Source organism: Streptomyces sp. NBC_00209 (assembly GCF_045206345.1).
Lineage (GTDB): Bacteria > Actinomycetota > Actinomycetes > Streptomycetales > Streptomycetaceae > Streptomyces.
Genome location: NZ_CP108121.1, coordinates 5,652,232 through 5,674,961 on the forward strand (window position 1 = coordinate 5,652,232; position 22,730 = coordinate 5,674,961).

Sequence of the window (22,730 nt, forward strand, 5' to 3'; positions counted from 1 at the left end):
TTACCGGAGTACCGGGGTCTGTCAGACCGTGGCGGGTCGGGCCGGATCGGCGGCGACGGGTGCGGCGGGCGCCGGGATGGTGGCGGCGAGGTCGTGGGCCTGGGCCACGGTGGGCGGCGGGCTCACGGCCGCGATGGCCTGGGTGACGACACCCGCGGGCTCGGCCGGGGCCGTGGCCTCGGTGCCCGGTGCGACATCGCCGTGGCCGACGGGCGTGCGGCGCGAGAGCACCCAGATCGCCCCGGAACCGGCGATCAGGAGGGCCGCGACGACCACGACACCCCAGGTGCCCTGCTTCGTCAGGAACTCCGCGCCCGCGCCGACCAGACCGGCGGCCGGCAGGGTCAGGCCCCAGGCGACGAACATCCGGGTGGCGGTGGACCAGCGGACCACACCCCCCTTGCGGCCGAGGCCCGCGCCCATCACGGCCCCGGAGCAGGACTGCGTGGTGGAGAGGGAGAAGCCGAGGTGCGAGGAGGCCAGGATGACGGTGGCCGCGCTGGTCTGGGCGGCGAAGCCCTGCGGGGGCTTCAGCTCGGTCAGGCCGCTGCCCATGGTGCGGATGATGCGCCAGCCGCCGAGGTACGTGCCGAGCGCGATGGCCAGACCGGCGCTGACGATGACCCAGACCGGCGGGTTGGAGCCGGGGGAGAGGACGCCGCCGGTGACCAGGGCCAGGGTGATGATGCCCATCGTCTTCTGCGCGTCGTTGGTGCCGTGGGCGAGCGAGACGAGCCCGGCCGAGGCGATCTGCCCCGCCCGGTAGCCCTTGGCGGTCGCCTTCTCCTGGGCGTCGTTGCGGATCTTCCCGCCGATCCGGTACGTGAGCCTGGTGGCCAGGAGCGCGGCCACGCCGGCCACGATCGGGGCGGCGACGGCGGGCAGCAGCACCTTGGTGACGACGGTGCCGCCGTTGACCGACGACCAGCCGGCGGACATCACCGCGGCGCCGATGAGGCCGCCGAACAGTGCGTGGGAGGAGCTGGACGGGAGTCCGACCAGCCAGGTCAGAAGATTCCACAGGATGGCGCCGACGAGCGCCGCGAAGATGACCTCGGTTCTGAGGCCGTCCTCGTTGACGATCCCGCCGGAGATCGTCTTGGCGACCTCCACGGACAGGAACGCGCCGACCAGATTGAGAGCGGCGGACATCGCGACCGCCGTCTTGGGTTTGAGTGCGCCGGTCGAGATGGTCGTGGCCATCGCGTTGGCGGTGTCGTGGAAACCGTTCGTGAAATCGAACACTAGAGCTGTCACGATCACTATCGCGAGCAGCAGCGTGATGTGTTCCATTTACCCAGGCAATCGTTCGACGTCATTGGCACGTGGAACGTAGGCAACTTGAGTGAACGGAAGATGAACTGAGCAGGGCGCTGCGGTGACCCCCGTGGCGGCGGCCGGGCGGCGCCCGGAAAGGATCTTCGGATGAGTGACGGACAGCACGACGCGATCGCCCGGGGATGGGAGGCGGTCGTGGCCACGGCCCGCCGCACGGCGGCCGAGGGACTGGTCGTCGGAACCTCCGGAAACGTCTCGCTGCGGGTCGGTGACACGGTGCTGGTCACACCCAGCGGAGTGCCGTACGACCGGCTGGGCCCCGAGGACCTGACCGGCGTCGATCCGGAAGGCAACCAGACCTTCGGGACACTGGCCCCCACCAGCGAACTTCCCCTCCACCTCGCCGTCTACCGGAACACCGAAGCGAAGGCCGTCGTGCACACCCACGCGGTCCACGCCACCGCCGTCTCCACCCTCGTCCCCGAGGTCCCCCCGGTCCACTACGCCGCCGCGATGCTCGGCGGCACGGTCCGCGTCGCCCCCTACGCCCGGTATGGCACCCCCGAGCTGGCCGCGAACATGCTCACCGCCCTCCGCGACCGCACCGGCTGCCTGCTCGCCAACCACGGCACCGTCGCCTACGGCGCCACCCTCGACGAGGCGTACGACCGCACCGCCCAGCTCGAATGGCTCTGCCGCGTCTGGCTCACCGCGAGTGCCGTACCCGGCCGCACCCCGGCCCTGCTGTCGGAGGACCAGCTCGGCGAGGTCCTGGAGGCCCTGAAGGGATACGGGCAGCGCTGAGGCGGTCCGTATGGGGCCCGGACCGGCCCGGACGGCCCTGCCCACTGGCATCGCGGCGCCCGGACCCCGACACTGAGGGTGTGCGCCCGGTTACCGCGACGGCAGCGGCCGTCACCACACTCATCAGCGCCGGCGCGGCAGCGGTCGCGGCCGGCCGGTTCGCCGGCGACGTCGCCCTCAAGACGCCGCCCGGCCGACCGCTCCCCGCCGACCGCGAACTCACCGTCCACGCGACGGCCGCCGGGCAGGTCACCCTGACCCGGTCCCTCACCTCGCTGCGCCCCGGCACGTACGGGCTGACCGGCAAGGACGTCCACGCCGTCGTCGGCCCCGTGATCGACCGGGCCCACCAGGCCGCCGACACCGTCGTGCGCCGGCTGGAACGCGTCGACCACGGCATCCTCGCCCCCGGCGACAAGGTCCGCCTCACGCCCCAGGTGTACAGCGGCGACCCCGGCAGCGCGCTCGGCCTGGCCTTCCGCGAGGTGCGGATCCCTGGCGAGCTCGGCGAACTGCCCGCCTGGTACGTCCCGGCGCCCCGCCGCACGTGGGTCATCACCGTCCACGGCATCGGCGCCACCCGCGAGCACCCGCTCAACCTCCTGGGCTTCCTGCACGGCAGGCAGCTGCCCGTGCTCGACCTCGCGTACCGGGGCGACCCGGGCGCCCCCCGCTCCCCGGACGGGCTCGGCCACCTCGGCGAGTCCGAGTGGCGCGACCTGGACGCCGCGATCCGCTTCGCCGTCCGCAACGGCGCCGAGCAGGTCATCCTGTACGGCTGGTCCACCGGCGCGTCCATGGCGCTGCATGCCTGCGTGGGCTCCGCGCTCCGCGACCGGATCTCCGGCCTCGTCCTCGACTCGCCCGTGCTGGACTGGACCGACACCCTGCGCGGCCTGGCCGCCGCACGCGGGGTCCCCGCCGCGCTGCTGCCGCTGGCCGTGCGCGCCGCCCAGGGGCAGACCGGACTGCACGGCACCGCGCTCCTGGACACCTCGGTCCCGGTGACCCTGCACGTCCCCACGCTCGTGCTCCACGGCCCCGACGACACCCTGGCCCCCTTCATCCACTCCCGCCGGCTCGCCGCCGCCCGCCCCGACCTGGTCTCCCTGCACACCGTGGACCGCGCTCCGCATGCGGCGATGTGGAACGCCGACCCGGACCAGTACGAAGAGACGCTGCGCCGCTTTCTCACGCCCCTGATGTGAGGTGATGCGCCGGTTCGGCCGATTGGTCCCGGCCGGCGCGCGAGCCCGTCAACGCCGGTGACCCGGGTTCCGTTTGGGCTTTCGGGCCGTCAGGGGCAAGACTGCTCCCGTGACGTCCCGTACCCCGCGCGACTCCAGGCTGCGTCTTGTCCGCCCGCGACCCCTCGCCACCGCCCGAAGGGCCGTGACCACCCGGCGCACCAGGCCCGCGCCGCGCCCGCCCGAGGGCACCCCACCCCGGGCGGAGCTGGCCCGCCAGGCCCGGACGGTCCTCGCCGACGCCGTGCGGATCGCCCGCTGGGCGGCCCCCGGCACCACACCGCCGGCCGCCCTCGAACACGCCGCCGCCGCGCTGGACATCTCCCCGGAGCAGGTGCGCTCCGGCTGGGACCGGGCCCGGCTCGCCGGACTGGTCGAACTCCACGGCGACACGGCACGCCCCGGCTGGCGGCTGCGCGCCTGGGACCGGGACGACTCCGCGGTGCTGCGCGGCTGGGTGGCGCTGTTCGACGCCTGGTCGCTCGTCCACCCCGCGCCCCGGGGCGTCGAGTCCACCGCGGTCGCCGAGGCCGTCGAGGCCGTGCCGCAGGTCCTCTCGCTGCTCCAGCTCTCGGCCGGTCCGGTCACCGTGCCCGCCCTCCTCGACCTCCTCGGCCAGCGGGTCGCGGAACTCCACGAGGAGCGCTGCGAGGTGCCGTACGGCCCCGAGCCGCTGCCCGCCCCCGCCGAACCGGCCCCCACCGCCCACCCCCCGGCCCTCGTCGCCCGCCTGCTCGACTGGGCCCTGGAGGGGCTGGCCGACGTCGGGGCGCTCACCCTCGGCGCGGACCAGGCCACGCTGACGCCGCTCGGCAACTGGGCGGTCTGGGTCAAGCTGGAACAGATCTGCGTCGCCGCGCAGAGCCCCGCCGGCAACATCGAGCAGGCCGCCGCCGACATGCTCCTCGGTTGCGCCCGCCTCACCCCCGGCCCCGCCCGCGCCGAATACCGCGCCTGGCTGGCCGCCCGCCCCGTCGGCAGTGCCGTCGCCGAACTCCTCGACGTCGCCCGCGGCGAGGACGCGTTGTTGCGCGGCCTGGCCTTCGAGGCCCTGCGCGTGGTCGGCGCCCCCGCGGAGCCCGAGGTCCGGGCGGTCCTGACCGCCCCGTCCCTGCGCCCGTACGCGCTGCTCTGGCTCGCCGAGTACGACGGTGCGGACCCCGAGGACGCTCAGGAGGTCCTCAGCCGCGAGGAGGCCACGTGGCTCTGGGTCGACACGGCGGCGGCCGTCGCCGACCACGGTGAGACGGGCCTCCTGGTCCGCCACCTCGACTCGGCGGTCCAGGGCACGGTCCCGGCCCTCCTGGACGAGGTCCGCGCCGTCGGTCACCCCCGCACGGTCCAGGTCCTGGTGGCCCTGGCCGCGGCCCACCCGGACCCGGCCCTGGCCAAGGCGGTCCGCAAGGCGGCTTTCCAGGTCCACACGGGCGGCTCCTGACCCGGGGGCGCTGCCCCCGGACCCCCGCTCCTCAATCGCCGGAGGGGCTTGATCGTGCCGCGCGACGAACCCCAGCCCCTACATACGGCCTCGTGTGATTCAGGTCTCAGTCTCGCACCGCCCACCGACGCCGGCTCAGCGGAACGTGTCGCAGTCGCCCATGTCCCCGCTCCGGAACCCCGTGGTGAACCACTCCTGCCGCTGCGCCGCGGACCCGTGCGTCCAGGACTCGGGCGTGACCCGGCCCTGGAACCGCTCCTGGATCCGGTCGTCCCCGACCGACGCCGCCGCGTCCAGGCCGTCCCGGATGTCCGCCCGGGCGACCTCGGTGATCAGCGGCCGCCCGGTCGACTCGTCGGGCGTGGTCGTCGCGTGGTGCGCCCAGACCCCCGCGTAGCAGTCCGCCTGGAGCTCCACCCTGACCGCGTTGCTGTTCTCGCCGGTCCGCCCGTCCTGGGTCCGGCCCAGCGTCCCCATCTGGTTCTGCACGTGGTGCCCGTACTCGTGGGCGACGACATACGCCTGGGCGAACGGCCCGCCGCTCGACCCGAACTTCGTCCGCAGCTCGTCGAAGAACCCCAGGTCGAGGTAGACCTGCCGGTCACCGGGGCAGTAGAACGGCCCCACGGCCGAGGTCGCTGAGCCGCAGGCCGTGCCGACCCGGTCGGTGAACAGGACGGTCCGCGCCGTCGCGTACCGCGCGTCGCGCCGGGTGAACTCCTGACCCCAGTAGTCCTGCACGCTGTTGACCACCGCGACGATCCGGCAGTCGTCCCTCGTGTTGGCGTCCCGCCCGGTCCGGCACTCCCGCGCCACCTGCCCCGCCGACGACGCGGTCGCCGTCGGCGAGTCGCCCGACGAGAGCCCGAGCTGATCGGGGCCCACCCCGAAGAGCAGCCCCAGGATCAGCGCGATCACCCCGGCGATGCCCCCGCCCACGGTGGCCCGGCCGCCCGGGACGCGGCTGCCGCGTACGTCCCTGACCTCCGAGGTGTCCAGACCGGCGTCGTCGTCGAACTGCATCGCACACCCTCCGCCACGGATCACGGTCCCTTCGCCGAGTATCCGGTGATACACCCCGTAATGCCCTGTTCACGTCCTGTGCCCGGGCCGGCGCCGGACGGGGGAGCACGCGGAAAAGTCGGTGGACACCGCCAGTAGACTGGTTTCCATGGCAGTTCTCCTTGTGCGTGTGCGTGAGTAGCGGCGTCGATCCGTCAGCACCCGTCGTTCCTCCGCCCTTCCTTCCGCCCTGGAGTACCTCCCCGTGATCACCGCCTCCGGCATCGAGCTGCGCGCCGGCGCCCGTCTGCTCATCGAATCCGCCAGCTTCCGCATCGCCAAGGGCGACCGCATCGGCCTCGTCGGCCGCAACGGAGCAGGCAAGACGACCCTCACCAAGTGCCTCGCCGGCGAGGGGACCCCCTCCGCCGGCACCATCACCCGCTCCGGCGAGGTGGGCTACCTCCCGCAGGACCCCCGCACCGGCGACCTCGACGTCCTGGCCAGGGACCGGGTCCTGTCCGCCCGCGGCCTGGACGAGATCCTGCGCAAGATGCGGGAGAACGAGGAGCGGATGGCGAACGGCAAGGGCGCCACCCGCGAGAAGGCGATGAAGAAGTACGAGCGCCTGGAGACGGAGTTCCTCACCAAGGGCGGTTACGCCGCCGAGGCCGAGGCCGCCACCATCGCCGCCGCGCTCAGCCTGCCCGACCGGGTGCTCGGCCAGCCGCTGCACACCCTCTCCGGCGGTCAGCGCCGCCGCGTCGAGCTGGCCCGCATCCTCTTCTCGGATGCCGACACGCTGCTCCTGGACGAGCCGACCAACCACCTCGACGCGGACTCGATCGTCTGGCTGCGCGACTACCTCAAGTCCTACCGCGGCGGCTTCGTCGTGATCTCCCACGACGAGGAACTCGTGGAGACGGTCGTCAACAAGGTCTTCTACCTCGACGCCAACCGGTCCCAGATCGACGTGTACAACATGGGCTGGAAGCTCTACAAGCAGCAGCGCGAGGCCGACGAGAGGCGCCGCAAGCGCGAGCGCCAGAACGCCGAGAAGAAGGCCGCCGCCCTCAACGCGCAGGCGGACAAGATGCGCGCCAAGGCGACCAAGACGGTCGCCGCGCAGAACATGGCCAAGCGCGCCGACCGGCTGCTGTCCGGCCTGGACGAGGTCCGCGTCGCCGACAAGGTCGCCAAGCTGCGCTTCCCCGACCCCTCGCCCTGCGGCAAGACGCCCCTGATGGCGGAAGGGCTCTCCAAGTCCTACGGCTCGCTGGAGATCTTCACCGACGTCGACCTGGCCATCGACAAGGGCTCCCGCGTCGTCATCCTCGGCCTCAACGGCGCTGGCAAGACCACGCTGCTGCGGCTCCTCGGCGGCGCCGAGCGGCCCGACACCGGCGAGGTCGTGGAGGGGCACGGCCTCAAGCTGGGCTACTACGCCCAGGAGCACGAGACCCTGGACCCGGACCGCACGGTCCTGGAGAACATGCGCTCCGCCGCTCCCGACCTGGACCTCGTTGCCGTCCGCAAGACGCTCGGCTCCTTCCTGTTCTCCGGGGACGACGTGGACAAGCCCGCCGGGGTGCTCTCCGGCGGTGAGAAGACCCGTCTGGCCCTGGCGACCCTGGTCGTCTCCTCCGCCAACGTGCTCCTGCTGGACGAGCCCACCAACAACCTGGACCCGGCCAGCCGCGAGGAGATCCTCGGCGCGCTGCGCACGTACAAGGGCGCGGTCGTCCTCGTCACCCACGACGAGGGCGCGGTCGAGGCCCTTCAGCCGGAGCGGATCATCCTGCTCCCGGACGGCATCGAGGACCTGTGGGGTGCGGACTACCGGGACCTGGTCGCCCTGGCCTGATCCCCCGGACTGGATCATTCGGCCTACCCGAGATCCGTCATCTGTGTGAGTACGTCTCATACCTCGGCGCGGCGCCCGGCAGATAACTGCCGGGCGCACCCATTTCCGCCCCCCTGTCCGTGCGTGCCCTGACCTGGACGTTCCTTTCCGGACGCCCACGCCACACCGCGTACGAGCTGTTGGAATGAGGCATTCCGGTCGCACCGGCGCACTCCCGGGGCGCGAATCCGGTCGCAGAGACCTTGCCGAATGGGTGGCCAGGAAGCGCCCGAGGGGTGATCATGAGAGTCCAGAGCGCACTTCCCACGAGGAGGCACGGGTGGCCGAGACTCTGAAGAAGGGCAGCCGGGTGACCGGCGCCGCGCGCGACAAGCTCGCGGCAGACCTGAAGAAGAAGTACGACTCCGGTGCGAGCATCCGGGCGCTGGCCGAGGAAACGGGCCGCTCCTACGGATTCGTCCACCGGATGCTCAGCGAATCCGGCGTGACGCTCCGCGGACGCGGCGGCGCCACACGAGGCAAGAAGGCCGCGACGGCCTGACGGCCGGCAGCGGATCGGGGTACGTCACGGGACGGCCCCGGGAGTTCCTGGTCCGGGTGCGCCCACCCGGTCGGCCGTAGAGCCGATCCGGTGGTTACTGTTCAGTCACTTAGCTTGATGTGCTGACTGCACCCGAACCGGAGGCCCCGTATGACCTCGCTCGACTCCGTGCTCGACCAGGACGGCGTCCGACTCACCGTCGACGACGCGGTTGCCACGGTGACCCTCACCAACCCGGCGAAGCGCAACGCCCAGTCTCCCGCTCTGTGGCGGGCGTTGACCGAGGCCGGACGGGCCCTGCCCGGCAGTGTGCGGGTCGTCGTGCTGCGCGCCGAAGGCGTGTCGTTCTCCGCCGGACTCGACCGCCAGGCGTTCACCCCCGAGGGGTTCGACGGTGAGCCGTCGTTCCTCGACATGGGTCGTGGCCCGGAGGCCGAGCTCGACGCGCTGATCGCCGAGTACCAGGAGGCGTTCACCTGGTGGCGCCGCAACGACATCGTGTCGATCGCGGCCGTCCAGGGCCATGCCATCGGCGCGGGCTTCCAGCTCGCCCTCGCCTGTGACCTGCGCATCGTCGCCGAGGACGTCCAGTTCGCCATGCGCGAGACCAGCCTCGGCCTGGTGCCCGACCTCACCGGCACGCACCCCCTGGTGCACCTCGTCGGGTACGCCCGCGCGCTGGAGATCTGCGCCACCGGCCGCTACGTCCACGCCGAGGAGGCGGAGCGCACCGGCCTGGCCAACCTCGTCGTGCCCGCCACCGAGCTCGAAGGCGCCGCGCGCGATCTGGCGGGCGCCCTGCTGGCAGCCCCGCGTGACGCCGTCATCGAGACCAAGGCGCTGCTGGGCGGCGCCCTCTCGCGTACGTACGAGGAGCAGCGCGCCGCCGAACGGGCCGCGCAGGGCCGCCGCCTCCGCGATCTGGCGAGCGCCCTCGGCTGACGTACGGGGCGGGCCGGAACCGCAACGCGCCCTCCGGCCCGCCCTCGATCCGTACCGGGGCTCAGCCCGCCGCGCCGTCCTCCGTGACCGCCGTGACCAGCACGGCGACCGGGGGCCGCCCCTCGGCCGCCTCCGTCACCGCCTCGCGCACGGCGCGGGCCACGTCCAGCGCGCGGTGGCCGCTCTCCGTCGCCAGCTCGACGCGCACATGGTCCTCGCCCGTCCGCACCGCCGGGCCCAGCACGCCGGTCAGCGCCGCCACCCCGGCCACCGAGGCGGCGGCCCGCCCCGCGGCGTTCTCCGCGTCCACCGGACGCACCTCCACAGGCTCCGGCTCCACCCGTTCGGGCGAGCCGTCGAGCAGTCCCGTCACCCGCAGGTCCACCTCGGAGACCACCAGGCCCAGCCGGCGCGCGGCGGCCGACAGAAGGGCCGCGCGCAACGCGTCGGCGGCTGCGGGCAGGGGCCGGTCGGCCGTCGCGGTCATCGTCGCCTCGATTCGTAGGGGACCCGGCGGCAGCGCGCTCGGGGGCGGGGGGACGTGGGCGGCGGGAGCCGAGTCCGGGTCGGCCACGGCGATCCGCAGCTCACCGAGGACCGGACCGGGCTCGGGGCCCGCCACGGCCCGGCGCAGCACCGCGACCGCGGCCCGTTCCGCGATCCAGGCCCCGTCCGCCGGACCGCCCAGAGGGAGTAGCCGGCCCAGCGAGAGCCGTTGGCGTACCGCAGCCGTCCACGCGTGGGCCCTGTGCGGGCCGTCAGCCGTCGTCATGGCCACCAGACTGCCGTATCCACGGCGCGAGTCGGGGCAAGCGCCCTTAATGTGGGCAAAGTAGTCACATCTGCCCCGAAGGGAAGAGCGGCGATGACCGAGACCCCACAGCGGAACCGGCCCGAGAACCCCGACAGCAACGCCTCGGGCGGCAGCAGCCTGACCAAGCGCGGCGGAGGCGATCCCGGCACCCGCGGCCGTACGACCATCGCGGACGGAGTGGTCGAGAAGATCGCCGGAATGGCGGCACGCGACGTCGTCGGGGTGCACGCGATGGGCAGCGGCCTGTCCCGCACGTTCGGCGCGGTCCGCGACCGGGTCCCCGGCGGCTCCAAATCCGTCACCCGGGGCGTCAAGGCCGAGGTCGGCGAGACCCAGACCGCGCTGGACCTGGAGATCGTCGTCGACTACGGCGTGTCGATCTCCGACGTCGCCCGCGATGTACGGGAGAACGTCGTCGCGGCCGTCGAGCGCATGACCGGCCTGGAAGTGGTCGAGGTCAACATCGCCGTCAGCGACGTGAAGCTGCCCGACGAGGACGACGATGACGACGAGTCAGAGTCCCGCGTCCAGTAGTCCCGGCGTCCCCGAGCGGTTGAGGAGCACACGATGAGCATGGCTGTGGCCGGTCTGCTGGCCGGCATGGCGCTCGGTTTCGCCGGATACTTCGGCGGATTCGGAGCCTTTGTGCTGGTGGCCGCCCTCGGAGCGGTCGGCTTCGTCGCCGGCCGCTTCGCCGACGGCGATCTGGAACCCGGCGACTTCTTCCGCAGTCGCGAGCGCGGCGACCGACGGCGGTGACGGAGGTGTCGGGGGCGAGCGGCCCGGTCTCGGCCGGGGAACGGGGAGAGACGCGGATCGCCGACCGGGTGGTCGCGAAGATCGCCGCCCAGGCGGCCAAGGAGGCGGTCGACACGACCCCGAAGGAGGCGGCGTCGCCGCGTGCCACGGTCACCGTGCACCGTGACACCGCCCGCGTACGGGTGAGCCTGGAGCTGGGATATCCCACGGACATCGGCCACCAGTGCGGTGCCGTGCGTCGACGGGTCGCCGAGCGGGTAAAGGCGTTGGCGGGGATGGAGGTGCCCGAAGTGGCCGTCCAGGTCGAACGCCTGCATCCCACCGGAGCGAGCCTGGCGGCACAGGGGAGGATTCGATGACCGAGCCCCACGACCCGGACGACGGCACAAGGCGACCGCCCGATGGCGGGGCGGTGGAACACGGCAGTGTCCTCGCGCTCGACCAGTCGGCCTCCTCCGCGGCCTACGACCCCGCGCCCGGCAAGGAACGGCCCGAAGGCGGCGCGGGGCGCTTCTGGGCCGCCCGCCGCATCCCCGCCGGCATCGTCGCCGCGGTGATCCTCGGCGCGAGCGGCCTGCTCCTCTACGACGTGGCGGCGGTCCGCGCCGGACACCCCGCGATGCGGTGGCGCCGCAGCCTCGCGGACGAGCTCGCGACCCGGCGGCTGGACGACGTCTGGGTGCTGACCGGCGCGTCCGTCGCGGCCGCCCTCGGGCTCTGGCTGCTGCTCCTCGCGCTCACGCCCGGGCTGCGCGACCTGCTGCCGATGCGCCGCGAACACACCGACGTGCGCGCCGCGCTCGACCGGACGGCGGCCGCCATGGTGCTGCGCGACCGGGCCGTCGAGGTGGCCGGCGTCCAGTCGGTCCGGGTCCGCATGGGCCGGAGCAAGGTGGGGGTGCGTGCCCTCTCGCACTTCCGGGAACTGGACGACGTACGGGCCGACCTGGACACCGTGCTCTCCACAGGCATCCGGGAACTGGGACTGGCCAGGCAGCCGAGCCTGTCGGTCCATGTCCGCCGGCCGGCGAAGAAGGGGTGAACGGCGTGCTCAGGACCGTCAACCGGGTACTGCTGGGGCTGGCCGGACTGGTGCTGCTCTGCGTGGGCGGCGGGGTGCTCGCCGCGGCGGCGGGCCTCTCCGTGCCCTCCTGGTGGCCCTGGTACGGCAAGAACGACGTCCTGCTCAGCGAGGCGGACCGGGACCGCTGGCGCGGCGAGGGCTGGTGGTGGCCGACGGTGATCGCGGTCCTCGCCGTCCTCGTGGTCCTCGCCCTGTGGTGGCTGCTGGCCCAGCTCCGTCGCTCCCGCCTCAACGAGGTGCTGGTGGACAGCGGCGACGGCGAGGGCGCCCTGCTGCGCGGTCGCGCCCTGGAGGGGGTGCTCGCCGAGGAGGCGGGCGCCCTGGACGGGGTCGCCCGCGCCCAGGTCACCCTGACCGGCAAGCGCTCCACCCCGGCCGCCCGGGTCCGGCTGCTGATGGAGCCGCACGCCGCGCCCGACGAGGCGCTGGGGCGGCTGAGCGACGAGGCGCTGGCCCATGCCCGGGACTCCGCCGGGCTGGCCCGGCTGCCCGCCGAGGTCCGGCTCAAGGCCGTCAAGCACCGGGCCGCGCGGGTGAGCTGACGGGCGGTGATACGGCGGTGGCGCGGGCTCCGCGCCGCCGCCGTATCACCGCCCGCGGCCAGGGCGTGTCCGCAAAGTCCCGTCTGGCCCGCGGCGTCTGGCACGCACTCTCGCCGCACCGGCCGAAATCCCAAGTACGTCCAGTACGAGGGATTGCGGCCGGCACGCCGAGAGCACGCACCAGACGCCGCGGGCCACGCCCTTCGGGCGTACGACGGGACTTTGCGGACACGCCCTAGAAGCCGTGCCGGTAGCCGCCGTCGACCGGCACCATGATGCCCGTCAGGTACGAGGCGGCCGGGGACAGCAGGAACGCGGCCGTGCGGCCGAACTCCTCCGGGGTGCCGTAGCGGCGCAGCGGGATGTTCGCCTCGTTGGTGTTGCGCGCGGCCTCCGCGTCGCCCGACAGCGCGTCCAGCTCCCGCACCCGGTCCGTGTCGATCCGGGCCGGCAGCAGCCCCACGACCCGGATGCCGCGCGGACCGAGCTCGTCGGCCATCGACTTCGCGGCGCCCGCCAGGCCGGGGCGCAGCCCGTTGGAGAGGGTCAGCCCGGGAATCGGCTCGTGGACGGAGCCGGAGAGCACGAAGCCGATGACCCCGCCCTCGCCGAGCGCCGCGGCGGCCGCCCTGGCCAGCCGTACCGCTCCCAGGAAGACGGACTCGAAGGCCGTCCGCCACTGCTCGTCGGTGTTGTCCGCGATCCCGCCCGGCGGCGGACCGCCGACGCTGATGAGGATGCCGTCGAGCCGGCCCAGGCCCTCCCGGGCGGCCTCCACCAGCCGTTCGGCCGCCGCCGGGTCGCCGTTGTCGGCGGCGAGACCGACGGCGTCCGGGCCCAGGTCGGCGGCGGCCTGCTGGGCGCGCTGCTCGTCCCGGCCGGTGATGACCACCTTCGCGCCGTCCGCCACCAGGGCCCGCGCGGTGGCGTAGCCGAGCCCGCGCGTCGCTCCGGTGACGATGTACACACGGTCCTTCAGTCCAAGATCCATGGCCCTATCCTGCCGTGCCGCCCCCGGCGTCGTCCTCGGCGGCCCGCACTTCGGCCGGCTGCGCCTCGGCCAGTGCGACCGCCGTGCCGACCAGGCCGATATGGCTGAACGCCTGCGGGAAGTTGCCGAGCTGGCGCCCCGCCGCCGTGTCGTACTCCTCGGCCAGCAGGCCCACGTCGTTGCGCAGGGCGAGCAGCCGCTCGAAGAGCTCGGTGGCCTCCTCGGTGCGCCCGGTCATGCGCAGGGCGTCCGCCAGCCAGAACGAGCAGGCCAGGAAGGCGCCCTCGTCGCCCGGCAGCCCGTCGATCGAACCGCCGTCCGTGCTGTAGCGGCGCACCAGGCCGCCGCTGCCCAGCTCCTCGCGCACCGCGTCCACCGTGCCGATCACCCGCGGGTCGTCCGGCGGCAGGAAGCCGGTCCGGGCGATCAGGAGCGTCGCGGCGTCCAGCTCCCGGGAGCCGTACGACTGGGTGAAGGTGTTGCGCACCGGGTCGTAGCCCCTGTCGCACACCTCCCGGTGCACGGCGTCCCGCATCGCCCGCCAGCGGTCGGCGTCCCCGGCCAGCGAGGGGTCGCCCTCCAGGCTGCGTACCGCCCGGTCGGCCGCGACCCAGGCCATCACCTTGGAGTGCACGAAGTGGCGCCGCTGCCCGCGGATCTCCCACAGCCCCTCGTCCGGCTCCCGCCAGGTGGACTCCAGGAAGCCGAGCAGGCTGAGCTGGAGGCTCCAGGCGTGCGGCTTGTCGTCCAGGCCCGCGTCCCGGGCCAGCCGGAGCGAGTCGATGACCTCCCCGTACACATCCAGCTGGCGCTGGCGCACCGCCGCGTTGCCGATCCGGACCGGGGCGGAGTTCTCGTAACCGCGCAGCCACGGCAGCTCGGACTCGGGGAGTCTGCGCTCGCCGGCCAGCCCGTACATGATCTGGAGGTCCGCCGGGTCCCCGGCGACCGCGCGCAGCAGCCAGTCCCGCCAGGCGGCGGCCTCCTCCAGATAACCGGCCGAGAGCAGTGCGCCGAGGGTGAGCGTGGAATCCCGCAGCCAGCAGAAGCGGTAGTCCCAGTTCCGTACGCCGCCGATCTCCTCCGGGAGCGAGGTCGTCGCGGCCGCCACGATGCCGCCCGTCGGGCCGAAGGTGAGCGCCTTGAGGGTGATCAGCGAGCGGATCACGGCGTCCCGGTACGGCCCCTGGTACTTGCAGCGGGCGGACCACTCGGCCCAGTCGGCCAGGGTGTTCTCCAGCGCCTCGTAGGGGTCGACGCGCTTGGGCCGGGGTGAGTGCGAGGGGTGCCACGTGAGGACGAAGGCCACCTTCTCGCCCTTGGACACGGTGAAGGACGAACAGGTGGAGAACTGCTGGCCCCACGTCTTGACCGGTGGTTCGCTGCGCAGCCAGGCGGAGTCCGGCCCGGCGACCGCGACCCGGTGGCCGTCCGTACGGCGCATCCAGGGCACGATGGACCCGAAGTCGAAGCGCAGCCGGATCACGGACGCCATCTCGACGGTGCCGCTGACCCCTTCGACGATCCGCATCACGTCCGGCTCCTTGTCGCGCTGCGGCATGAAGTCGATGACCTTGACGGTGCCGGTGCGCGTCTCCCAGTACGTCTCCAGGACCAGGGAGTCGCCCGCGTAGCCGCGCCGGGTGCAGGTGTCCGCGCCCTTGGGTGCGATCCGCCAGTGGCCGTTGTCCTCGTCGCCGAGCAGGGCGGCGAAGCAGGCGCCCGAATCGAAGCGGGGCAGGCACAACCAGTCGACAGAACCGTTTTTGCCGACCAGGGCCGCGGTCTGGAGATCGCCGATGAGGGCGTAGTCCTCGATGCGTGGGGTCACGTTCAGGCGTCTTCCCGAACCCGGCCTCCGTTAAGCAGACTGTGTGCCAGGAGAGGCGGGAGTCACGCCTGGGCGGGCTCGGGCTCCGGCTCCGGTGTCGCGTCCTCGGCGGCAGCGGCGGCCGCCTCCGCGGCGGCGATCCGGTCGCGCTTCTCGCGCCGGGCCAGGACCACGAAGCCCACCGGGACCCCGGCGGCGAACAGCCACCACTGCACGGCGTACGCCATGTGCGGGCCGATGGAGCTGTCGTCGGGGGCCTCGATCGGTTCCGGCGAGCCGCTCTTCGGCGCCGGGGCGGTGAGCTCGACGTAGCCGCCGAGCACCGGGCGGTCGAGCAGCCGGGCCTGCTGGGCGCTGCTGATCAGCATCACCTGACGGTCCGGAAGGTCCGAGATGTCCTTGATGCCGCTCGCGCCGGTCGTCTCGTCGGCCTTGAGCCGCCCGGTGACGGTGACCTCGCCCCTCGGGGCGGCCGGTACGTCGGGGAAGGCGTGCTGGTCGTCGGCGGAGGGGACCCAGCCCCGGTTGATCAGGACCGTGCCGCCGCCCTTGAGGTCGAACGGGACCAGTACATGGACGCCGATGGAGCCGTCGGTGGCGGTCCTGCGGCGGACGACGACCTCGTGCTTCTCGTCAAAGGTCCCGGTGGCCGTCACGGCGCGCCAGTAGTCCGAGCGCGGAACGGTGTGGCCGGGGGAGGTGAGCGCGGACACGGCGACCGGGTCCGCCTTCAGATTGCGCGAGATCAGGGCGTTCTGCGCGACCTTGTGCTCGTGCCGGTGCAGCTGCCAGAAACCCAGCTCGATCATCGTGGGGATGAGGACGAGCGAGAGGAGGGCGAGGATCAGCCACTGCCGGGTCATCAGGAAGCGGTACACCCCACGACGGTACAACCGGCCGCGGGGCGACTCGCGCACGGGGTGGCCGAAGGGGTGGCCGCCCCGTGTCCTCAGACGCGGTCCACGATGCCCACCTTCCCCTCCGCGCGGGCGCAGTGCCCGCCGCAGAACCAGTGCCCGTCGACCTCGACGCCCTGGCCGATGACCTGGACCCGGCAGTGCTCGCAGATGGGCGCCATGCGGTGGATGGCGCAGGCGAAGCAGTCGAAGACGTGCACCGCGCCCTGCGCGTGCACCTCGAAGGACATCCCGTAATCGTTTCCGCAGACCTCACAACGTGCCATGCGCCACAGGGTGGGACCCGGAGGCGGCGGCGGGCGGCCGGCGGGCGGCGAGTCGCCCCCGGTTCACTCCGATGACGGCGTGGGCGCGGGCACCTTCGCGACGGCCGGGGCGACATCGCGCAGGAGATGTGTGAAGGCGCTCTCGTCCAGGACCGGGGTGCCGTACGTCTTCGCCTTCACCGTCTTCGACGTCGCCGAGTCCGGGTCGTTGGTGACGAGCAGGCTGGTCAGTCGGGAGACGCTGGTCGCCACGTGCAGCCCCGCCTCCACCGCCCGGTCCTCCAGCAGTTCGCGGTCGACCGAGGTGTCCCCGGAGAACGCCACCCGCATGCCCTGCTTGAGTGGTTTGTCCTTCTCGTACCGTCCCGGGTTCGGATACGGGCAGGCCGGACGCTTCCGCGAGGCGCGCCAGGTGCCGTGTCCCCCGTACGAGGACGAGGAGCCGGACCGCGGGGTCACCGGCGAGTGGGACCACTCGGTCAGCGGCAGGCACTCCAGGAGCGGCAGCCGCACCCCGTCCCGCGCCGCCGCGTGCAGGCTCGGGCGGAACGCCTCCGCCAGCACCCGCGCGTCGTCCAGCGCGTGGTGCGCGTGCTGCTGGACCACGCCGAAGTGCTCCGCGAGGGACGCCAGCTTGTGGTTGGCCAGCGGCAGCCGGAGCTCCTTGGCCAGCGCGATGGTGCACAGCCGCTGCCGCACCGGCGCGGTGACCGAGGCGCGCGCGTACTCCCGCGCCAGCATCGACCAGTCGAACGCGGCGTTGTGCGCGACGAGCACCCGGTCCGCGAGCCGTTCGGACAGCTCGGCGGCGATCTCCGGGAAGAGCGGCGCCCCCTCCAGCACGTCACTCGTCAGCCCGTGGATCCAGACCGGCCCCGGATCGCGCTCCGGATTGACCAGCGTGTACCAGTGGTCCTCGACGTCGCCCCGCGCGTCCAGGCGGTAGACGGCAGCGGACACTATCCGGTCGTCCCGGGCGAGCCCGGTGGTCTCCACGTCGACCACCGCGTACCCCTGCGGGTAGGCGGCGGGCCACGGTGCTGCGGTCTGCGGGTCGTCGAGCATGGTCACAGAGAATACGGGCCGACTCGGACAGTCCCCTATTCGGTGGGCGTCCGTGCCCGGTGGCGCCGCGAGGTGAGACCATCCCGGGATGACGCGAGCGCCGGAGCACGACGAACCTCACGGTGGCGGGCTGGGTACCCGGCTCAACTGGCTGCGGGCCGCGGTGCTCGGGGCGAACGACGGTGTGGTGTCCACCGCCGGGCTCGTCGTCGGTGTGGCCGGAGCCACCGACGACCGGGGTGCCCTGCTGACGGCCGGGCTGGCCGGGCTGCTCGCCGGGTCGTTGTCGATGGCGGCCGGCGAGTACGTCTCGGTGTCCACCCAGCGCGATTCGGAGAAGGCCGCGCTGGCCACGGAGAAGCGGGAGCTCCTGGAGACCCCGGAGGCGGAACTCGCCGAGCTGGCGGGCCTGTTGGAGGGCAAGGGGCTGAGCCGCGAGGTGGCCCGGGAGGCCGCCGTCCAGCTCACCGAGCGCGACGCGCTGCGCGCCCACGCGGAGGTCGAGCTCGGCATCGACCCGGACGACCTCACCAACCCCTGGCACGCGGCGGGCGCCAGCTTCCTCGCGTTCACGGTCGGCGCCGTGCTGCCGTTGCTCGCGATCGTGCTGCCCCCGGCCGCCGCCCGGGTCCCGGTGACCGTGCTCTCCGTCCTCGCGGTGCTGGCCGTGACCGGTTGGTGGAGCGCCCGCCTGGGCGAGGCCGCCCCCGGCCGGGCGGTGCTCCGCAACATGGGCGGGGGAGCGGTGGCCATGGCGGTGACGTACGTTGCGGGGCATCTGCTGGGGGCGGCGGGGGTGTGAGGCCCGGTACGGCGCGCACCCTGTCGGAAGTCACCAAAGAGCGCTGACCGCAGGTCTCCCATACTTGTTGGTAACAACATCTGGTCCCCGGCCGACCCCGGCCCTACCGTGCAGGCATGCCGACGAACCTGCCCGACGTAGTGCTCTGGTCCATACCGGCCTTCGTCCTGCTCACCGTTCTGGAGATGGCGCTGCACCACTTCCATCCCGACGAGGACGCCGCCGGGTACGAGGCGAAGGACGCCGCCACCAGCATCACCATGGGGCTGGGCAGTCTGGTCTTCGACCTGATGTGGAAAGTGCCCATCGTCGCGCTCTACACCGCGGTGTACGAACTGACGCCGCTGCGCGTCCCGGTCCTGTGGTGGACGGTCCCGCTGATGCTGCTCGCGCAGGACTTCTTCTACTACTGGTCCCACCGCGGCCACCACGTCATCCGCATCCTGTGGGCCTGCCACGTCGTGCACCACTCCAGTGAGAAGTTCAACCTCTCCACCGCGCTGCGCCAGCCCTGGACCTCGCTGACGTCCTGGCCGTTCTATCTGCCGCTCATCGCGTGCGGGGTGCACCCGGCGGCGCTCGCGTTCTGCTCGTCGGCCAACCTCGTCTACCAGTTCTGGGTGCACACCGAGCGGATCGACAAGCTGCCCCGGCCCTTCGAGTACGTGCTCAACACGCCCTCCCACCACCGGGTGCACCACGCCTCGCAGGGCGGCTACCTCGACCGCAACTTCGGCGGCATCCTCATCGTGTGGGACCGCTGGTTCGGCTCGTTCGCCCAGGAGACGGCGCGGCCGGTCTACGGGCTCACCAAGAACATCCACACGTACAACCCGCTGCGCGTCGCCACCCACGAGTACGCCGCCATCGCCCGCGACGTCCGCGCCGCGAGCGGCTGGGGCGAGCGGGCCGGGCGCGTCTTCCGCGGCCCGGGCTGGCAACCGGCCGCGGCCCGCACCGCCCCGGCGACCGTCCCCGCAGCCGTGGCCGCGCCCGCCCCGGAGGGCACCGCATGAACGAGCGCTTCGCCCGGCCCCTGCTCATCGCCTTCCTCGTCGCGTGCGCCGTCGACCTCGTCGGCGTGCTCACCGGCCCCGACTGGCTCCACCTCGGCGCCAAGCCGCTCCTGATGCCGCTGCTCGCCGGGTACGCCCTCGCCCGGCGCGGGCCCAGGCTGCTGATCGCGGCGCTGCTGTGCGGCTGGGCGGGTGACGTGTTCCTGCTGGTCGACTCCGACCTGGCGTTCCTCGTCGGGATGGCCGGGTTCGCCGCCGGGCACGTCTGCTACCTGGTGCTGTTCGGCCGGGCGCGCGGGGCCCTGATCCCGGCGCTCGTGTACGCCGTCGTGCTCACCGTGTTCCTCGTCCTGATCTGGGACGGGCTGCCGGCCGGGCTGCGGATCCCGATGGCCGGCTACAGCCTGCTGCTGACCGCCATGGCGTACCGCTCCGGCGTCCTCGGCCGGTACGCGGCGACCGGCGGGGCCCTCTTCCTGCTCTCCGACGCGCTCATCGCCACCGGCATCGCGGACTGGCCGCAGCTCCCGGCCCCCGGCTTCTGGGTGATGCTCACGTACGTGGCCGCACAGCTCCTGCTCACCCTGGGGGTGCTCGCCCCGGCCCGGCAGGAAGCCGGCCCGGGGGCGTACCGTGAAAGGAGTATCAGCATCTGAGATCAGCAAGGACCCCCACGCATGCGCGCCACCGTTATCCACGCCCCCCACGACATCCGCGTCGAGGAGGTGCCCGACCCGGTGATCCAGCAGCCCACCGACGTGGTGCTGAGGGTCCTGCGGGCCTGCATCTGCGGCAGCGACCTGTGGGCCTACCGGGGTGAGTCCGCCCGGCAGCCGGGTCAGCGCATCGGCCACGAGTTCCTCGGGATAGTAGAGGAGGCCGGGTCCGAGGTGCGCGGGTTCTCCGCCGGGGACCTGGTCGTCGCCCCGTTCGTCTGGTCCGACGGCACCTGCGCGTACTGCGCCGAGGGCCTGACCACCTCCTGCCCGCAGGGCGGCTTCTGGGGCTCGGTGGGCTCCGACGGCGGGCAGGGCGAGGCCGTCCGCGTCCCGCACGCCGACGGCACCCTGGTCGCCCTGCCCGCCGCCGCGGCCGCCGACGACCGGCTGCTCACCGGCCTGCTGGCCCTCTCCGACGTGCTCGGCACCGGCCACCACGCGGCGGTCGGCGCGGGCGTACGGGCCGGCTCGACCGTCGCCGTCGTCGGGGACGGGGCCGTCGGGCTGTGCGGAGTGATGGCCGCCAAGCGGCTCGGCGCCGAGCGGATCATCGCGCTCGGCCGGCACACGGCGCGCACGGACATCGCCCGGGACTTCGGTGCCACCGACGTCGTCGCCGAGCGCGGCGACGCGGCGGTCGCGGCCGTACGGGAGCTGCTCGGCGGCGAGGGCGCGCACTGCGTGATCGAGGCCGTGGGCACCGAGCAGTCGATGCGCACCGCCGTCGGCATCACCCGGGACGGCGGGGCGATCGGCTACGTTGGCGTCCCGCACGGCAGCGGCACCGGACTCGACCTCGGCGACATGTTCAACCGGAACATCGCGCTGCGCGGCGGCGTCGCCCCCGTGCGCACGTACATCCCGGAACTGCTGCCCGACGTGCTGGACGGCACCATCGACCCCTCGCCCGTCTTTGACCTGTCCGTCGGGCTCGAAGACGTACCGGCCGGCTACAAGGCGATGGACGGGCGGACGGCGCTGAAGGTCCTCATCACGCCGTGAATCACCCGTGACCCGGAGGCCCGGGGGCCGGGACGCACCGGCCCCGGACCCCGGGCTCACCAGCGCACGGCGTCCAGCGCGTCGACCACACCGGCCCCATAGAAGCCGTTGCGGTTCTTGCCGCCCTCGCAGACCGCGTCGGCCGTGCCGTCACCGTCGATGTCGTACGGCGCGTCGCACGCCTTCGCGTCCGCCTCCAGCGCCAGCAGCGCCTTGACGGCGGCGGGCGGGGCGTACGGGTGCTTCGACTTGATCAGGGCCACGACACCGGCGACATGCGGGGACGCCATCGACGTACCGGCCTTGTAGCCGTACGTGCCGCCCGGCAGCGTCGAGAGGATGAGGCCGCTCGTCGCCGGGGGCTCGGGGGTCTGGTAGATGGTCGAGTCCCCGCCGGGCGCGGCCACGTCGATGACCCCGTTCCCGTAGTTCGAGTACGACGCCTTCAGGCCCTTCGCGCCCGTCGCCGAGACCGTGACGACGCCCGGGAGCATCGTCGGGATGTCCAGGCACTGGCGCGGGTCGACGGTCCGGCCGCCCGGGGTGGAGTCGTTCGGGCTGGTCGTGTCCTCGATGGAGTCCGCCGCCAGGTCCTCGGCGGAGTTCCCGGCGGCCGCGACGTTGACCGCGCCCTTCAGCTCGGCGTACCGGGTGGCCCGGTACACGGCTTCGACCAGGGCGCCCTGGTCCGGGTCGTTCTTGCAGTTGTACATCCACGGGTCGGTGTAATAGCTGTTGTTGGTGACGTCCACCCCGTGCTCGGCCGCCCAGACGAAGCCGCAGACGACGGACTCGGTGTAGAAGAAGCCGTCCGGGTTGGCGACCTTGATGCCGGACACCTTCACGCCCGGCGCCACGCCCGTCACGCCGATGCCGTTCTTGGCCGCCGCGATGGTGCCGGCGACATGGGTGCCGTGGTCGCTCTCGCCGGGGTTCGGACGCCAGGCGCCGTCCGTGGTGTCCGGTGCGCCCGACGCGCAGTTCGCGGAGGCCGCGCGGTCGAAGTTGGGCGCGAGGTCCGGGTGGGTGTCGTCCACGCCGGTGTCGATGACCGCGACGGTCACCTCGGAGCTGCCCAGCGACTTCTGGTGGGCCTTGTCCGCCTTGATGGCCGGCAGGTCCCACTGCAACGGCTCCATCGGGTCCTGGTCCGCCGTCGCCTTCGCCGCCGCGGCCTTCTCCTGCGCCGCCGTCAGGGGCTGCTCGACCCCGATGTCCTTGGTGGCCTGGGGCACGATCGGGTTGGTGCGCGTGGCACCCGCCGACTGGACGCCCCTGACCTTCCGGACCGTCTTCGCGAAGTCCGGGTTCGTCGAGTGGACGACGATGACGCCGATCCGGTCGTAGGCGATCACCACCGTGCCGCCGGCCCGTTCTATCGCCTTGCGCACCTGCCTGACGGTGCCCGGACCGCCCTGGGTGTTGACCACGTACGACAGTTCCGGTCCGTCCGCCGGCACCGCCGCCGCGGGGGCACCGTGCCCCTCCGGGGCGGCGGAGGCGACCCCCGCCGGCAGGAAGCCGAGCGAGGCGGTGAGGGCCAATCCGACGGGCAGCGTCAGTGCGCGCGTCCGTCCGGATCCCAGATGAGCCATGGGGTCTCCACTTCATCCGTGTCAGCCGACCGGACACCAGGCGTGTCCGGTCGCGTACATGACCAGTGAAGCTAGCGCCGATCATCCCGGCACATCAATCGATTCGCGCGAACACGTGCACATCGGACCCCCCGAAGGGGTGGCGAAGAGAAGCGGCGAACCCAAGTGAACCGCTTCGCCGCGCGTTGCGTGCCGTTGTCAGGGGAAGCGC

Annotated in this window: 24 protein-coding genes; 15 read left to right on the forward strand and 9 right to left on the reverse strand. The window is 73.0% G+C overall.

Annotated elements, in window-relative coordinates:
- Window positions 1-21 precede the first annotated feature (21 nt).
- The gene (locus tag OG867_RS25665; protein ID WP_406288833.1) at window positions 22-1,293 is read right to left on the reverse strand and encodes an anion permease; all 1,272 of its coding nucleotides are present in this window, start codon (window positions 1,291-1,293) and stop codon (window positions 22-24) included.
- Window positions 1,294-1,425: 132 nt separating this feature from the next.
- Here OG867_RS25665 and OG867_RS25670 point away from each other — a divergent pair, with 132 nt between their 5' ends.
- From OG867_RS25670 to OG867_RS25680, 3 genes are all read left to right on the forward strand, one after another.
- A complete protein-coding gene (locus OG867_RS25670; RefSeq protein WP_406288835.1) occupies window positions 1,426-2,082 on the forward strand; it encodes a class II aldolase/adducin family protein in 657 nt (218 codons plus the stop codon).
- 80 nt (window positions 2,083-2,162) lie between these two features.
- Window positions 2,163-3,290 carry an alpha/beta hydrolase gene (locus OG867_RS25675; RefSeq protein ID WP_406288837.1) on the forward strand — a complete coding sequence of 376 codons (1,128 nt, stop codon included), beginning with the start codon at window positions 2,163-2,165 and terminating at the stop codon, window positions 3,288-3,290.
- Between the two features lie 184 nt (window positions 3,291-3,474).
- Window positions 3,475-4,767, forward strand: a complete 1,293-nt coding sequence (locus tag OG867_RS25680; protein WP_328904283.1) for a hypothetical protein — start codon at window positions 3,475-3,477, stop codon at window positions 4,765-4,767.
- A 135-nt stretch (window positions 4,768-4,902) separates the two neighbouring features.
- On the opposite strand, the gene OG867_RS25685 is transcribed toward OG867_RS25680, so the two are convergent.
- Entirely contained in the window at window positions 4,903-5,790 is an 888-nt protein-coding gene (locus OG867_RS25685) for a neutral zinc metallopeptidase (RefSeq protein WP_406288839.1), read from the reverse strand.
- Window positions 5,791-6,034: 244 nt separating this feature from the next.
- Here OG867_RS25685 and OG867_RS25690 point away from each other — a divergent pair, with 244 nt between their 5' ends.
- The 3 genes from OG867_RS25690 (at window position 6,035) to OG867_RS25700 (ending at window position 9,116) form a co-directional block, all read left to right on the forward strand.
- Entirely contained in the window at window positions 6,035-7,633 is a 1,599-nt protein-coding gene (locus tag OG867_RS25690; protein WP_328899567.1) for an ABC-F family ATP-binding cassette domain-containing protein, read from the forward strand.
- A 319-nt stretch (window positions 7,634-7,952) separates the two neighbouring features.
- A complete protein-coding gene (locus tag OG867_RS25695) occupies window positions 7,953-8,174 on the forward strand; it encodes a helix-turn-helix domain-containing protein (protein ID WP_018518904.1) in 222 nt (73 codons plus the stop codon).
- A 150-nt stretch (window positions 8,175-8,324) separates the two neighbouring features.
- Entirely contained in the window at window positions 8,325-9,116 is a 792-nt protein-coding gene (locus tag OG867_RS25700) for an enoyl-CoA hydratase/isomerase family protein (protein WP_406288842.1), read from the forward strand.
- Window positions 9,117-9,177: 61 nt separating this feature from the next.
- Here OG867_RS25700 and OG867_RS25705 read toward each other — a convergent pair whose 3' ends face one another.
- On the reverse strand, window positions 9,178-9,888 hold the full coding sequence (locus tag OG867_RS25705; RefSeq protein ID WP_406288844.1) for a hypothetical protein: 711 nt from the start codon (window positions 9,886-9,888) through the stop codon (window positions 9,178-9,180).
- A gap of 93 nt (window positions 9,889-9,981) precedes the next feature.
- Between OG867_RS25705 and OG867_RS25710 the strand changes: the two genes are divergently transcribed.
- From OG867_RS25710 to amaP, 5 genes are read left to right on the forward strand one after another with little or no spacing between them, the layout of a single operon-like run.
- Window positions 9,982-10,464 (forward strand): Asp23/Gls24 family envelope stress response protein, encoded by a 483-nt coding sequence (locus tag OG867_RS25710; RefSeq protein ID WP_406288846.1) that lies wholly within the window; start codon window positions 9,982-9,984, stop codon window positions 10,462-10,464.
- A gap of 33 nt (window positions 10,465-10,497) precedes the next feature.
- Entirely contained in the window at window positions 10,498-10,689 is a 192-nt protein-coding gene (locus OG867_RS25715) for a hypothetical protein (protein WP_328899563.1), read from the forward strand.
- Window positions 10,686-11,048, forward strand: coding sequence for an Asp23/Gls24 family envelope stress response protein (locus OG867_RS25720; RefSeq protein ID WP_406288848.1), 363 nt, complete (start codon window positions 10,686-10,688; stop codon window positions 11,046-11,048). The genes OG867_RS25715 and OG867_RS25720 overlap by 4 nt, the downstream gene beginning before the upstream one ends.
- Window positions 11,045-11,731 carry a DUF6286 domain-containing protein gene (locus OG867_RS25725; protein ID WP_328899562.1) on the forward strand — a complete coding sequence of 229 codons (687 nt, stop codon included), beginning with the start codon at window positions 11,045-11,047 and terminating at the stop codon, window positions 11,729-11,731. The genes OG867_RS25720 and OG867_RS25725 overlap by 4 nt, the downstream gene beginning before the upstream one ends.
- Entirely contained in the window at window positions 11,728-12,315 is a 588-nt protein-coding gene (gene amaP, locus OG867_RS25730) for an alkaline shock response membrane anchor protein AmaP (RefSeq protein WP_406288851.1), read from the forward strand. The genes OG867_RS25725 and amaP overlap by 4 nt, the downstream gene beginning before the upstream one ends.
- Before the next feature lie 235 nt (window positions 12,316-12,550).
- Here the strand turns inward: amaP and OG867_RS25735 are convergent, their stop codons facing one another.
- From OG867_RS25735 to OG867_RS25755, 5 genes are all read right to left on the reverse strand, one after another.
- Window positions 12,551-13,306, reverse strand: coding sequence for an SDR family oxidoreductase (locus OG867_RS25735; protein ID WP_406288853.1), 756 nt, complete (start codon window positions 13,304-13,306; stop codon window positions 12,551-12,553).
- 4 nt (window positions 13,307-13,310) lie between these two features.
- The gene (locus tag OG867_RS25740) at window positions 13,311-15,137 is read right to left on the reverse strand and encodes a glycoside hydrolase family 15 protein (protein WP_406288855.1); all 1,827 of its coding nucleotides are present in this window, start codon (window positions 15,135-15,137) and stop codon (window positions 13,311-13,313) included.
- Between the two features lie 62 nt (window positions 15,138-15,199).
- Complete coding sequence (locus OG867_RS25745; RefSeq protein WP_406288857.1) at window positions 15,200-16,015, reverse strand: SURF1 family protein; 816 nt, start codon at window positions 16,013-16,015, stop codon at window positions 15,200-15,202.
- Between the two features lie 71 nt (window positions 16,016-16,086).
- Window positions 16,087-16,320, reverse strand: a complete 234-nt coding sequence (locus OG867_RS25750) for a hypothetical protein (protein ID WP_026171732.1) — start codon at window positions 16,318-16,320, stop codon at window positions 16,087-16,089.
- A 63-nt stretch (window positions 16,321-16,383) separates the two neighbouring features.
- Window positions 16,384-17,391 carry a DEDDh family exonuclease gene (locus tag OG867_RS25755; protein ID WP_328899557.1) on the reverse strand — a complete coding sequence of 336 codons (1,008 nt, stop codon included), beginning with the start codon at window positions 17,389-17,391 and terminating at the stop codon, window positions 16,384-16,386.
- Between the two features lie 82 nt (window positions 17,392-17,473).
- Between OG867_RS25755 and OG867_RS25760 the strand changes: the two genes are divergently transcribed.
- The 4 genes from OG867_RS25760 to OG867_RS25775 all read left to right on the forward strand — a co-directional run bounded on the left by OG867_RS25760 (window position 17,474) and on the right by OG867_RS25775 (window position 20,924).
- Window positions 17,474-18,187 carry a VIT family protein gene (locus OG867_RS25760; protein ID WP_328899556.1) on the forward strand — a complete coding sequence of 238 codons (714 nt, stop codon included), beginning with the start codon at window positions 17,474-17,476 and terminating at the stop codon, window positions 18,185-18,187.
- A gap of 116 nt (window positions 18,188-18,303) precedes the next feature.
- A complete protein-coding gene (locus tag OG867_RS25765) occupies window positions 18,304-19,203 on the forward strand; it encodes a sterol desaturase family protein (protein ID WP_406288860.1) in 900 nt (299 codons plus the stop codon).
- Window positions 19,200-19,859, forward strand: a complete 660-nt coding sequence (locus OG867_RS25770) for a lysoplasmalogenase (protein ID WP_406288862.1) — start codon at window positions 19,200-19,202, stop codon at window positions 19,857-19,859. Before OG867_RS25765 ends, OG867_RS25770 begins: the two co-directional genes overlap by 4 nt.
- Before the next feature lie 21 nt (window positions 19,860-19,880).
- Window positions 19,881-20,924: a zinc-dependent alcohol dehydrogenase family protein gene (locus OG867_RS25775; protein WP_328899553.1), complete on the forward strand. Its 1,044-nt coding sequence runs from the start codon at window positions 19,881-19,883 to the stop codon at window positions 20,922-20,924.
- A gap of 56 nt (window positions 20,925-20,980) precedes the next feature.
- On the opposite strand, the gene OG867_RS25780 is transcribed toward OG867_RS25775, so the two are convergent.
- The gene (locus tag OG867_RS25780; protein WP_406288865.1) at window positions 20,981-22,519 is read right to left on the reverse strand and encodes a S8 family peptidase; all 1,539 of its coding nucleotides are present in this window, start codon (window positions 22,517-22,519) and stop codon (window positions 20,981-20,983) included.
- Window positions 22,520-22,730: the final 211 nt, after the last annotated feature.